The 12,692-nt window shown below is 57.1% G+C and carries 15 protein-coding genes; 8 read left to right on the top strand and 7 right to left on the bottom strand.

The window, feature by feature from the left end; translation table 11 throughout:
- Window positions 1–3: 3 nt before the first annotated feature.
- From AC2FHX_RS16390 to AC2FHX_RS16370, 5 genes are read left to right on the top strand one after another with little or no spacing between them, the layout of a single operon-like run.
- Window positions 4–474: an HPr kinase/phosphorylase gene (locus AC2FHX_RS16390; RefSeq protein ID WP_496690309.1), complete on the top strand. Its 471-nt coding sequence runs from the start codon at window positions 4–6 to the stop codon at window positions 472–474.
- Window positions 459–1,352, top strand: a complete 894-nt coding sequence (rapZ, locus tag AC2FHX_RS16385; RefSeq protein ID WP_496730944.1) for an RNase adapter RapZ — start codon at window positions 459–461, stop codon at window positions 1,350–1,352. Before AC2FHX_RS16390 ends, rapZ begins: the two co-directional genes overlap by 16 nt.
- Window positions 1,349–1,762, top strand: a complete 414-nt coding sequence (locus AC2FHX_RS16380) for a PTS sugar transporter subunit IIA (protein WP_142639275.1) — start codon at window positions 1,349–1,351, stop codon at window positions 1,760–1,762. The genes rapZ and AC2FHX_RS16380 overlap by 4 nt, the downstream gene beginning before the upstream one ends.
- Window positions 1,759–2,028, top strand: coding sequence for an HPr family phosphocarrier protein (locus tag AC2FHX_RS16375; protein WP_142639277.1), 270 nt, complete (start codon window positions 1,759–1,761; stop codon window positions 2,026–2,028). The genes AC2FHX_RS16380 and AC2FHX_RS16375 overlap by 4 nt, the downstream gene beginning before the upstream one ends.
- Before the next feature lie 39 nt (window positions 2,029–2,067).
- Complete coding sequence (locus AC2FHX_RS16370; protein ID WP_496702985.1) at window positions 2,068–2,967, top strand: lysophospholipid acyltransferase family protein; 900 nt, start codon at window positions 2,068–2,070, stop codon at window positions 2,965–2,967.
- 66 nt (window positions 2,968–3,033) lie between these two features.
- Here the strand turns inward: AC2FHX_RS16370 and AC2FHX_RS16365 are convergent, their stop codons facing one another.
- Window positions 3,034–3,909 (bottom strand): 3-hydroxybutyryl-CoA dehydrogenase, encoded by an 876-nt coding sequence (locus tag AC2FHX_RS16365; protein ID WP_142639281.1) that lies wholly within the window; start codon window positions 3,907–3,909, stop codon window positions 3,034–3,036.
- A 162-nt stretch (window positions 3,910–4,071) separates the two neighbouring features.
- Here AC2FHX_RS16365 and AC2FHX_RS16360 point away from each other — a divergent pair, with 162 nt between their 5' ends.
- Window positions 4,072–4,893 (top strand): DUF6473 family protein, encoded by an 822-nt coding sequence (locus AC2FHX_RS16360; protein WP_496702987.1) that lies wholly within the window; start codon window positions 4,072–4,074, stop codon window positions 4,891–4,893.
- 61 nt (window positions 4,894–4,954) lie between these two features.
- Here AC2FHX_RS16360 and AC2FHX_RS16355 read toward each other — a convergent pair whose 3' ends face one another.
- The 6 genes from AC2FHX_RS16355 to AC2FHX_RS16330 form a co-directional block, all read right to left on the bottom strand.
- Complete coding sequence (locus tag AC2FHX_RS16355) at window positions 4,955–5,884, bottom strand: electron transfer flavoprotein subunit alpha/FixB family protein (RefSeq protein ID WP_142639283.1); 930 nt, start codon at window positions 5,882–5,884, stop codon at window positions 4,955–4,957.
- The gene (locus AC2FHX_RS16350) at window positions 5,884–6,642 is read right to left on the bottom strand and encodes an electron transfer flavoprotein subunit beta/FixA family protein (protein ID WP_271951297.1); all 759 of its coding nucleotides are present in this window, start codon (window positions 6,640–6,642) and stop codon (window positions 5,884–5,886) included. Before AC2FHX_RS16350 ends, AC2FHX_RS16355 begins: the two co-directional genes overlap by 1 nt.
- Before the next feature lie 265 nt (window positions 6,643–6,907).
- On the bottom strand, window positions 6,908–7,480 hold the full coding sequence (locus AC2FHX_RS16345) for a cob(I)yrinic acid a,c-diamide adenosyltransferase (protein ID WP_496702989.1): 573 nt from the start codon (window positions 7,478–7,480) through the stop codon (window positions 6,908–6,910).
- Window positions 7,481–7,684 carry a twin transmembrane helix small protein gene (locus tag AC2FHX_RS16340; RefSeq protein WP_142639289.1) on the bottom strand — a complete coding sequence of 68 codons (204 nt, stop codon included), beginning with the start codon at window positions 7,682–7,684 and terminating at the stop codon, window positions 7,481–7,483.
- A gap of 80 nt (window positions 7,685–7,764) precedes the next feature.
- Window positions 7,765–8,592 (bottom strand): SDR family NAD(P)-dependent oxidoreductase, encoded by an 828-nt coding sequence (locus AC2FHX_RS16335; RefSeq protein ID WP_496702991.1) that lies wholly within the window; start codon window positions 8,590–8,592, stop codon window positions 7,765–7,767.
- 68 nt (window positions 8,593–8,660) lie between these two features.
- Entirely contained in the window at window positions 8,661–9,263 is a 603-nt protein-coding gene (locus tag AC2FHX_RS16330) for an SH3 domain-containing protein (RefSeq protein ID WP_246097307.1), read from the bottom strand.
- Window positions 9,264–9,464: 201 nt separating this feature from the next.
- Here AC2FHX_RS16330 and parC point away from each other — a divergent pair, with 201 nt between their 5' ends.
- The gene (gene parC / locus AC2FHX_RS16325; RefSeq protein WP_496702993.1) at window positions 9,465–11,813 is read left to right on the top strand and encodes a DNA topoisomerase IV subunit A; all 2,349 of its coding nucleotides are present in this window, start codon (window positions 9,465–9,467) and stop codon (window positions 11,811–11,813) included.
- 95 nt (window positions 11,814–11,908) lie between these two features.
- Window positions 11,909–12,499, top strand: a complete 591-nt coding sequence (locus AC2FHX_RS16320) for a hypothetical protein (RefSeq protein WP_496678806.1) — start codon at window positions 11,909–11,911, stop codon at window positions 12,497–12,499.
- Window positions 12,500–12,692 lie beyond the last annotated feature (193 nt).

Genomic DNA, 12,692 nt, shown 5'->3' with positions numbered 1-12,692 from the left:
GCGGTGAGCACGTCCGCACTCTCCTCTGTTGAACACAAAGATACTGCCATCGTTCACGCCTCTTGCGTCGCGGTAGCAGACCGTGCTGTTTTGATCGTGGGACCTTCGGGCACCGGGAAGTCAGCGCTGTCTTTGCAGATGATGGCGTTGGGGGCCGATCTGGTCGCGGACGATCGGGTTCGGTTGTATATGGATGGCAATCTCGCCCTGGCAGAGGCGGCTCCAAATATCGGTGGACTGATCGAGGCAAGAGGTCTTGGCCTGTTACGGGCAGTCTCGGTTGGGCCGGTGCCGGTTGGCTTTGTGGTGGACATGGCGCAAGAAGAACCCGAGCGCCTGCCAGAACCCCGTTCAATTCTTATCTTGAGGCAAACTGTTCCCTTGCTTCGGGGCGCTGGCGTCTCCAATTTACCAGCAGCGCTCTTGCTACTGATGAAAAACGGGTGCGCAGACCCGGAATGGCCCAATCAATGACGACCCAAAGACGCATCGTACTTGTCACCGGCCCATCCGGCGCAGGCCGGTCCACCGCAATCCGTGTGTTAGAGGATCTGGGGTTCGAGGCCATCGACAACCTTCCCATGGGTCTTTTGCTGCGTCTATTAGACGGGCCAAGAACCGACCGTCCCATGGCGCTGGGTATTGATGCACGCAACCGCGATTTTTCCACGATTGGCGTCATCGAATTGCTGGCCAAGCTTCGGTGGATGGAACAGGTTGACCTGACCACGCTTTATCTCGATTGCAGCGATGAAATCCTGCTGCGCCGGTATTCGGAAACCCGCAGACGTCACCCGGTGTCTGCGGATGCCAGCCCTGAAACCGGAGTGCGCCAGGAAAAAGAGTCGCTGGCCCCAATTCGTGAACTCGCAGATACGTTGATCGACACCACGCCACTGAATGTTCACCAACTGCGCGAAGAGGTAGAGCGTTGGTTTGCACCTCAGGGTGGGCGGCATCTGGCGGTAACCATCGAATCATTTTCCTATAAGCGTGGTTTGCCTCGCGGATTGGATATGGTCTTTGACTGCCGTTTTCTCACCAACCCGTACTGGCGTCCCGAGCTTCGGGCCGAAGATGGTCGCAATTCGGATGTGGCGAGCTATATTCAAACCGACGCGAACTATGCGCCTTTCTTCGAAAGGGTGGTTGACCTGCTGACTTTGTTGTTGCCCGCCTACCGGGCCGAGGGCAAAGCCTACCTGTCCGTGGCCTTTGGCTGTACCGGAGGGCAACACAGATCGGTTGCAATGGCCGAAGCGGTTGCAAAGGCCCTTGCAGAGGGGGGGCAGCAAGTGGCAATTAGGCATCGCGAAATGGAAAGACGATCGTTGAATGTGAGGCCGGATTGATCGGGATCGTACTCGTAGCACATGGTGGGCTGGCCAAAGAATATTTGGCCGCGATGCAGCATGTGGTCGGCAATCAGCCCGGCCTGGCCGCGATCTCGATCGAGGCCGATCATGATCGCGAAGCGAAGCAATCGGAAATCTGTGCGGCCGCCGACAGTGTTGATGTTGGTGACGGTGTTGTCGTCGTGACCGATCTGTTTGGCGGAAGCCCGTCGAATCTCAGCCTGCGTGCCTGCGCGCCGCAGGATCGCCGTATCCTTTACGGCGCAAATCTTCCCATGTTGATAAAACTGGCTAAATCCCGCCACCTGCCGATTGGCGAAGCCGTGCGGCAGGCAATGGAAGCTGGACGTAAGTATATCAATGCGCAAAATGTGACGTTTGACGAGAACCGGACAGATAAAGAATGACCACCCGAAGCTTGAAAATTATCAATGAAAAGGGCCTGCATGCCCGCGCCTCGGCCAAGCTGGTCGAGTTGGTAGAAGGGTTCGACGCTCAGGCCGAGGTGTCGAAAGACGGGCTTTCCGCATCCGGCGACAGCATTATGGGTCTTTTGATGTTGGCAGCGTCTCGCGGAACGACTATTGACGTCGAGACGTCCGGACCGGATGCTGAGGCGTTGGCTGATGCGTTGGAGACTCTGGTGAACGACAAGTTCGGAGAAGGTTTCTGACCGCACCCGCCGTGATACGAAGAACGGGATAACCAGGAATTGGCGGAAACAACGCACGAGACCAAGACAGGCCCGGTGGTGGATGGGACCAAGGACCAGGGCGAGATCTATGATCGTAAGACCCTGACCTACGCAAACTCGTTCGACGACCCTTGGACTGCAACAGCGATCCGCACCATTGAATGGTGTACGGGTAAGTTGACCATTTTGGGTATGGTTAACAAGTTCGAGAAGCAGAATGAACAATTCCGCGGCCAACGGTTCTGGGCAGGTGCGCTTAATATAATGGGCATCGACCTGACCACGCCAGAGGAACAGATCGCGCGTATTCCGAAAACGGGGCCCGTGGTCGTCGTAGCCAACCATCCCCATGGCATGGTCGACGGCATGATTTTGGCAGAGCTGATCGGCAGGGTCCGCAGCGACTATCGGATCTTGACCCGTTCGGTTCTGACTGGTTTGGACGAGGCGGCGACGTCGTTCATGATTCCGGTGCCCTTCCCGCACGATCCCGAGGCACAGGCCAAGATGCTTGAGATGCGCGGCAATGCGATGGAGCATCTGAAAAACGGGGGCGTTGTGGCCTTGTTCCCTTCAGGCGTCGTGATGTCTTCGGATGACTGGTTCGGGCCGGTGATCGAGCGTGAGTGGAACGTGTTCACGGCCAAAATGATCCGTCGATCCGGCGCGCAGGTCCTGCCGATCTTTTTCCCTGGCAGGAATTCGCGTGCCTACCAGATCGCCAACAAGCTTTCTGCGATTCTGCGCCAGGGTTTGTTGCTGCACGAGATCGTTCGATCCTGTCACAAACCGCAATCCCCGGTGATCGGAGAACCGATCTCGGATGAGGATATGCAGCTGCTGGAGCGAGATCCGCGCGGCTTTATGGCTTGGCTCAGAAAGCACACGCTGGGTCTGGGGCAGGCAACCAAGCTCTGACCTGCAATTTCACCTGATCAGGACAATCTCGGTGGCTGCGCCCGGATGAATTCCGGGCGGTGGCCTTTACCGGGTCGGCACTGGGGCCTCGCCCCGATAGTCATAAAAACCACGCTGCGTTTTACGTCCCAGCCAGCCCGCTTCGACATATTTCGTTAACAGCGGACAAGGGCGATATTTGGTATCGGCCAATCCATCATGCAGCACGTTCATAATGGCCAAACAGGTGTCTAGGCCGATAAAGTCAGCCAGTTCTAGCGGTCCCATCGGGTGGTTTGCGCCCAATTTCATCGATTGGTCAATCGACTGAACATTCCCCACGCCTTCATACAGGGTGTATACGGCCTCGTTGATCATCGGCATCAGGATGCGGTTGACAATGAAAGCCGGGAAATCTTCGGCGCTGGCGGCGGTTTTGCCCAGGCGGTCTACAACGGCCTTACAGGCAGCAAATGTTGGTTGATCCGTAGCAATGCCCCGGATCAGTTCAACCAGTTGCATCACCGGAACTGGGTTCATGAAGTGAAAACCCATAAAGCGTTCGGGCCGGTCTGTTCGGCTCGCCAGACGTGTGATCGAAATAGATGACGTATTTGACGTCAGGATTGTATGCGGTTGCAGATGTGGCAGCAAACTTTCGAAAATGGCTTGTTTGACGGTCTCACGCTCGGTTGCGGCCTCGATCACCAGGTCAGTCTGGCCCAGCTGTGGCAGCTCCATTGTAGTCGTGATGCGTTTCAGCGCGGATTGCATCTCCTCATCCGAAATTTTTCCGCGCGATGCCTGGCGCGCCATATTTCCTTCAATCGTCGCCATGGCGCTGTTCAGCGCGTCCTGGCTAACGTCGTTCAGCAGAACGTCATATTCCGCCAAAGCCAGTACGTGGGCGATACCATTGCCCATTTGGCCTGCGCCAATCACTCCGACTGATTTTACATCCATTTTTTGATGCCTCTGTGCCACGGGGTAGGATGACACTATCGGCAGATCGGGGCGGGCGGCAAGGGGATCAGACCGTTCGACTTTGCTTCAAATGCGCACATTAGGAGATTCTCAAGACTTGCGGCTGCAAGATGGCATCCGGGTGAAAATTGGGTGAGTGATATGAGCTATCATCAAGCTGGCTCGGGGCGACTCGAGCATGACGTGTGCCAATACGGTGAGTCACGATTGTGGTTTCGTGGGCCAATGCGTTCGCTGGAGACGTCATTTGTGGCCTGCGCAGGTGGGACCGAAACATTCGGGCGATTCGTCGAGCAGCCATTCGCCGCAGTTCTCGAAGAGAGGTTGGACAGGCGATGCCTGAATTTCGGAAGTCTTTTTTGCGGCGTAGATGCGCTGTGCGATGACACGGAGTTGAAGGGTTTACTGAACCAAGCAGAGCTCTGCGTGGTGCAGCTTAGCGACATATTGGGGCAGTCCAATCGATTCTACCGGGTTCATCCCCGACGCAACGACCGTTTTCTGGCTCCAACAGAGGATCTGAAATCTCTCTATCCCGAGATCGACTTTGCTGATGTCCATTTCGTACATCACCTGATGATTTTGTTGCAGGGCCGCAATGATGCGCGGTTCGAGGTAATCGCAGAAGAGCTGCGACGGAATTGGATCGACCGCATTGGGGGGCTTGTTGAGGCGCTTGAGGCGCCTGTTGTCTTGTTGAATTTGCAGGTCCTGCGTGAGGCAGAAAGTGATCAGCCCAAGCACGGTGCTGATATTCGGATCACGCCACAGATGATCGAGGCCCTGCGCCCTCTCAGCGCCGAGATCGTTGAGGTGACGGTCAGCGTGTCGGGGCAGTCCGATGAGCTTGAAGATATGCTGTTTGGAACACTGCAACAGCCCATGGCGGAATATATGATAGGTCCTGCGGCACACAGGTCGATTGCTGACGCCTTGGTCGGTCCGATCAGAAACCTGCAATGAAAAGGGCCCGCCGATGGCGGGCCCAATGCAAGATTCTTCGTGGAAAAGTCTAGCCCGTTGATCAGCCGAGTTTCTCGGTCAGTTCCGGAACGGCCTGGAACAGGTCGGCGACCAGACCGTAATCGGCAACCTGGAAGATCGGCGCTTCTTCGTCTTTGTTGATCGCCACGATGATTTTCGAGTCTTTCATACCTGCCAGATGCTGAATCGCACCCGAGATGCCGACAGCGACATACAGATCCGGGGCAACAACCTTGCCGGTCTGACCCACCTGCCAATCGTTCGGAGCATAGCCCGAGTCGACTGCGGCGCGCGATGCGCCTACTGCGGCCCCCAGCTTGTCAGCGAGACCTTCGATCAGCTTGAAGTCCTCTTCAGAACCGACACCACGGCCACCCGACACAACAACGCCAGCCGAAGTCAGCTCGGGGCGGTCGCTTGTGGCTACCTTGTCTTCGACCCAGGACGATAGACCGGGGTTCTCGCCGACCGAGATGGTTTCAACGGCTGCCGAGCCATCTTCGCCCGCAGCATCAAAACTTGCGGTTCGGAAAGTGACGACTTTTTTGGCGTCCACAGATTTGACGGTCTGGATCGCGTTGCCCGCATAGATTGGGCGTTCGAAGGTCGAGCCGTCGACGACACCGGACGCGTCCGAGATGACCATGACGTCCAGCAGCGCGGCAACGCGCGGCATAACGTTCTTGGCATCGGTGGTGGCGGGGGCAACGATGTGCTCATAACCATCAGCCAGACCTACGATCAGCGCAGCAGTGGATTCCGCCAGGCGATGGCCCAGCGATTCGTCCTCGGCGACCAGAACCTTTGAGACGCCGGTGATCTTGGCGGCAGCTTCACCGGCAGCAGCAGCGGAACCGCCTGCGGCCAGAACGGTTACATCACCCAGTGCCTTTGCTGCGTTTACAGCTTTGGCGGTTGCGTCCAGCGCCAGTTCACCATTGTTGACTTCGGCGAGAAGAAGAACAGCCATTACACAGCCCCCGCTTCTTTGAGTTTCGCGACAAGCTCGTCTACCGAGCCGACGATGATGCCAGCGGCACGTGCCTGTGGTTCTTCGGTTTTGACGACTTCCAGGCGCGGCGAGACGTCGACGCCGTAATCGGCGGCGGTTTTCTCGTCCAGCGGCTTTTTCTTCGCCTTCATGATGTTGGGCAGCGACGCGTAACGGGGCTCGTTCAGGCGCAGGTCCACGGTCACGATTGTCGGCATTTTGACGCTGATGGTTTGCATGCCACCATCGACTTCGCGAGTGATCTTTGCGCTGTCGCCGTCGATGTCGATGTCGGACGCAAAAGTGCCTTGTGACCAGCCCAAAAGAGCTGACAACATCTGACCAGTTGCATTCATGTCGTTGTCGATAGACTGCTTGCCGCACAGAACGATACCGGGCTGCTCTTCCTCGACCACTTTGGCCAGGATCTTGGCAACGGCCAGGGGTTCGATGTCCTGATGGACATCATCTGCAGCAATGACCAGGATGGCACGGTCCGCGCCCATGGCCAGCGCAGTGCGCAGTGTTTCCTGGGCTTGTTTTACGCCGATAGAAACAACGACGACTTCGTCTGCCTTGCCGGCTTCTTTCAGACGGATTGCCTCTTCGACAGAAATTTCGTCGAACGGGTTCATCGACATTTTGACATTGGCGAGATCGACACCGCTGCCATCCGCTTTGACGCGAACTTTAACGTTATAGTCAATCACGCGTTTGACAGGCACGAGTACCTTCATTTTGCGCTAGCTCCTCACAAAAAACGGCAAGCCGCGTCGCGACTCCACCAATGTTCATGAGGGCTTGAATAGCGATTCAATTCAGGCGGCAACAGGGCAAAATCGTCACGTCATCTGCAACGGACGTCGCGTTTTGCTATTTTTGACGTGACCAAGCACCACACACCCACCCAAAAAGCCAGGAAGCTATCGGTTTGCACCCGCCCGTCGGGCCGGGGCTTCGCCCTTCCGGTCGCCGCCGCGTCCACTGGACGCAACGCCGCTTTCAGCGGTTCGCGCCCGGAACCCAAAGAACATCTTGGGTTCCGTTTTCATTGGCACAACGGGCTGCGACGAAGAACCAGTCGCTCAGACGGTTCAGGTACTTGACTGCGGTTTCGTTGACCGGCTCCATGTTGGTCAGCTCAACCGCAAGCCGTTCGGCCCGGCGAGATACGGTTCGACATACATGCAGATGCGCCGCAAGACGCGAGCCACCGGGCAGGATGAAACTGCGCAGCGGTTCCAAGGCTTCGTTCATCGAGTCGATTTCAACCTCGAGCCGGTCAATCTGCGAGGGCACGATGCGCAGAGGCGGATAGTCTGCTTCGGCATCCTTTTCCATATCGGGACGACAGAAATCTGCGCCCAGATCAAATAAGTCATTCTGAATGCGGGCGAGTGCAGCTTCGACATCCCCATCTGCCTCGGTCCGGGCGACGCCGACAAAGGCGTTCAACTCGTCCACGGTGCCATAAGCGGTCACGCGGCCCGAGTATTTGGCAACGCGTTCGCCATTGCCGAGAGCGGTTTTGCCATCATCACCGGTGCGGGTGTAAATCTTGTTCAATACGACCATTTACTGACCTCCCTGACCGCGCAGCCAGACGTAAAGCACGATCAGAATCACGGCGATGAACTGAAACAGGATACGCAGGCGCATATACTTGTTGCTTTTCAGTGCCGCGTCCCTGCCGCTTTTGCCAAAATTCGAGATGCCAAGCGCCAATACGACGACAACCGCCGCCATGGCCAAAAGCAAAATGACCATCATTAGGTCCATGAGTACACCGTCCGCGTTTCTGTTTGCCTAGGGCTATCATCTAGCCCCGTGCGTGCCAAAAGCGAACGGGTTATTTCGCCTCAGACCCCTGCAAGGATGCGGTCAATCGCACGTGTCGACAGGATGCGGCGCAAACAACCGGCGATAAATGTAGGTGTTGTCACATAGTATCGGGGGCGCGGGCGCTTGGATTCTACGGCGTGGGCCAGCTTGGACGTTACCGCTGATGCGGGCAGTTCAAACCGATCCGGCCCCGACGATTCATACAGTCTTTTCAACAAAGAGGACTCATAACGCTCGCGCAGGGCCGAGTTTTGCCAGTTGATGAACCGCTCGAAGAACGGGATTGAGTTTTCGCGGATTTTAGATGTGATCGGGCCGGGTTCGATCAAAATGACCTTGATCCCCGTATCAGCCAGTTCCAGGCGCAGTGTATCCGTCAGCCCTTCGATTGCATATTTCGTGGCCACATAGGCGCCGCGCCACGGATAGGCCACCAGACCCAGCACCGAAGAGTTCTGAACGATTCGCCCGTGTCCTTGACTGCGCATAATCGGGATGACCTGCCTGGTCAGTTCGTGCCAGCCAAAGAAGTTCGCCTCGAAAATCTGACGCAGGCCTTCGGTCGGCAGGTCCTCGACCGCGCCGGGCAGGCCATGTGCGCCATTGTTGAACAGCGCGTCCAGGGTGCCTCCGGTGGCCTCCAACACTTCGTTCAATCCCGAGGATATGCTGGCCGTGTCGGTATAATCAATGCACGGGCTTTCAAACCCCTGCGCCCGCAACCGGTCGCAATCGCGCTGTTGTTTGCACGAGGCAAACACGCGCCAACCCCGCGCGCGCATCCCATGCGCCGCATCCAGTCCGATGCCCGATGAGCAGCCAGTAATTAGAATGGTTTTCTGCATGATTTTCCCGATTCTGAACCAGCCCCAAGCTAGGGTGCACAGAGTATGGGGACAATCATTGCTCCACGTCAGTCTGGTGTTTTTCTGACCAAAGAGGTCGAAATCCACCCCACCTGTTGCTGCGGCAACACGCGCAGTCGCAACCATCCGGTGCCCGAGTCACTTAGCACCTCGACCTTCTGGCCGATGCGAGCTTTGCCAACAATCGGGTAGATCGTTCCAGGGCCGTCACGCATGTTCACGCGGGTCCCGGAGATTTCCCGGATATCTTTCCTGGGTTCAGGCTGGGCGGCGGGTTCAGGCTGCACGTCCTTGGTGATTTGCTTCAGGCCAGTTACACCGTCTTCCAGAGACGCAAGCGTGATGCTGGCAGTCTGATCGTCAAACACCGAAAGCGCGTTGAAAGTGTCCAGACTGGCGGGTTCTGCGACAATCGCTGCGACTGCTGGCTGGGGATCAATCGGGCGCTCGCGCACGACCGGCGAGCGCATAGCGACATTTGTCACAAGCTCTTTTGCCGGAGACGGTGCTACGGTTTTGGGGGCCGCTTTCGAGGCGACTCGCACAGGCTGTTCCGACCGCACACCGCGCGGCTCGAAATTAGGCCCGCCACTCATGACGTAAAAGCACCAGCCAAGTGCAGCGAAACTCATTACAATCAGGCGCGTCATGGCGCATCCCCCGGTCGATCAATCAAAACAAAAAAAGGCAGCAGACTAATGTCAGACATCCTAGCATAATTCGCGACCCAAGTCGAAAAACGGGGGAAATCGGGGGGTTGCCTCCCCCTGTTGCAAAAAGCGCCACTTGTCCCCAGTAAAATATGTCTTGCTTGCTTTACCCGCGCGCCCTTGCGTCGTATCACATCATCTATGAATGATACGATCGACGACCCCAATATGGTGGCCCCCGAAAACGGGGGCGAAGTAGCCGAACCGCTGCGCCGCGCGATTGGTGAACGTTATCTGACCTATGCGCTGTCCACCATCATGCACCGGGCCTTGCCCGATGCACGGGATGGTTTGAAGCCGGTGCATCGGCGAATCCTCTATGCGATGCGCGAGTTGCGACTCAGTGCAACGGGCGGGTTCCGTAAGTCGGCGAAAATCTCGGGCGATGTGATGGGTAACTATCACCCGCACGGCGATGCCGCGATTTATGACGCGATGGCGCGTTTGGCGCAGGATTTCAATGTGCGCTATCCGCTGGTCGACGGGCAGGGGAATTTCGGCAATATCGACGGCGATAACCCGGCGGCCTCTCGTTATACCGAGGCTCGGATGACCATCGTGGCCGAGGCTCTGCTTGAGGGTCTAAACGAGGATGCTGTCGATTTCCGTGACAACTATGACGGCACGCTGACCGAACCGGTGGTTCTGCCCGCGCAATTTCCGAATCTGCTGGCCAATGGCTCCAGCGGTATTGCGGTGGGCATGGCGACGAATATCCCGCCACATAACATCTCGGAACTGTGTGACGCCTGTTTGCATCTGATCAAGACGCCGGATGCGCGCGACGATACGCTTCTGAACTACGTGCCCGGACCGGATTTCCCAACCGGCGGCGTAATCGTTGAACCGCCTGCGAATATCGCGCAGGCCTATCGCACCGGGCGCGGGTCATTCCGCCTGCGCTGTAAGTTCGAGGTCGAGGATCTGGGCCGCGGTCAGTGGCAGATCGTCGTCACCGAGATTCCCTATCAGGTTCAGAAATCGAAGCTGATCGAAAAGATCGCCGAGCTGATTCAGACCAAGAAAATCCCGATCCTTGGCGACGTTCGTGACGAATCCGCCGATGACATCCGCCTGATCCTTGAGCCGCGTTCCAAGAATGTGGACCCCGAGGTTCTGATGGGCATGCTCTATCGCAACTCGGACCTTGAGGTGCGGTTCAGCCTGAACATGAACGTGCTGATCGACGGGGTGACACCCAAAGTCTGCTCGATGAAAGAAGTGCTTCGCGCCTTCCTTGATCACCGGCAAGAGGTTCTGCTGCGCCGGTCGCGCCACCGGATGGCCAAGATCGACCATCGGCTGGAGGTGTTGGAGGGCTTTATCGTTGCCTTCCTGAATCTTGACCGCGTGATCGACATTATCCGCTATGACGATGACCCCAAGGCTGCGCTGATGCGCGAAGACTGGGGCATCGACCATGTCCGCGCCACCAATGAGGCCGACTATGTCTCGCCCACACGGGGCGAGGGCGAGCTGTCCGAGGTCCAGGTCGACGCAATTCTTAACATGCGTCTGCGCAGCTTGCGTCGTCTGGAAGAGATGGAGCTGGTTCGCGAACGCGATGAGCTGATGTTGGAACGTGCCAATCTCGAAGATCTTCTAGCCGACGAAAGCCTGCAATGGGCCAGCATCGCCGAGCAGTTGAAAGAGACCAAGAAAACGTTCGGCAAGGATTATGAGGGCGGCGCGCGTCGCACCCAGTTTGCCGAAGCCGGTCAGGTCGAAGAGGTCCCGCTTGAGGCGATGATCGACCGCGAACCGATCACGGTTGTCTGCTCTCAGATGGGCTGGATTCGCGCCATGACCGGCCATATCGACCTGAACCGCGAGTTGAAGTTCAAGGATGGCGATGGGCCACGGTTTATCTTCCATGCGGAAACCACCGATCGGCTGCTGGTCTTTGCCTCGAACGGTCGATTCTATACGATCAGCGCCGCGAATCTGCCCGGCGGTCGGGGTATGGGCGAGCCGCTGCGCCTGATGGTCGACCTGCCGAATGAGGCGCAGATAATCGACATCCTGATCCACAAACCGGGGCGCAAGCTGCTGGTGGCCTCGGATGCGGGTAACGGCTTCACCGTGCCCGAGGATGACGTGCTGGCACAGACCCGAAACGGCAAACAGGTGCTGAACGTTAAAGGCGACGAAACAGCGATTATCTGTAAGGCGATCGAAGGTGACCACGTTGCAGTGGTTTCTCAGAACGGCAAGTTTCTGGTCTTCCCGACCGAGGAACTGCCTGAAATGACCCGCGGCAAGGGCGTTCGCCTGCAGAAATACAATATGGCGCGCGGGCGGCAGGGGACGCTGGAATTGGACGGCGGGCTGTCAGATATCACCACCTTCAACTGGGAAGAGGGCCTGAAATGGTCCATGGGTGGCGACAAGACCCGGCACGAGGCAGATCTTTCGCAATGGCTGGCCAAGCGTGCCAGCGTCGGGAAAAAGCCGCCATACGGCTTCCCGCGTGATTTTAAATTCTCCTGATCAGGCCCGGTCACAGAGGATTTATGCCGATACGGCTTGGCACAAGCCGTATCGGTGCGTTAGATCAAAGAAAAACAGGCCTATCGAGACGAGACATGTTGCGCATTTTGACACTGATCACCGGATTGGCCCTGATGGGCGCCTGCACCCAAACGCAGGTTTACGAAGAGCCTGAGTCGCTGGGCGAATTCAAGTTGCGGGTAAACTATGCCTTTGCCGATAAGGCGGTGCAGGGGCCGGTAAGCCGGGATGCGACGCCCGACGAATGGACTGCGGCCATTCAAAACGCGGTGGACATCCGCCTTGGGCGCTATACGGGCGCTCAGGAATACGACATCGGCATCAGCCTCGAGGGCTACATGCTGGCCCCTCCCGGAATTCCGGTGATCTACAACCCCAAGAGCACTGCGATTGTTCTGGTCAACGTTTATGACGTGAACAAGAAAGAGTTTCTTGCCAAAGGTAAGCAATTCCAGGTGCTGGAAGACACAACCGGCGGCAGTGCCCTGAAAGGGTCGGGTCATGAACGGACGAAACAAGAGCAAATGAGCGGGCTGGCTCTGAAAGTTGCGGACCGAGTCGAAGAATGGTTGGCCGAGGAACATTTGGAAAACGGTTGGTTCGACCGGCGTCCCGAACTGATCCAGCCACTCGATTCAGGTGAAGCAACGCAAAATCCGGCTTAAAGAACGGCATTTCCCGCAGGATGTGCTTGATTTTCTCATTTGAACCCAATATCTCGCGCGCGCAGATGTAACCACGGGACCAAGGGTCCCCCAAAGCACAAAAGGGCGCCTGAGGAATGGCAAAGGAAAAGTTTGAGCGTAATAAGCCGCACGTCAACATTGGCACGATTGGGCACGTTGACCACGGCAAGAC

This window comes from Ruegeria sp. CDSC042 (genome assembly GCF_059610745.1).
The sequence above is the reverse complement of the archived record's forward strand: the minus strand, read 5'-3'. Positions and strand labels throughout refer to the sequence as shown.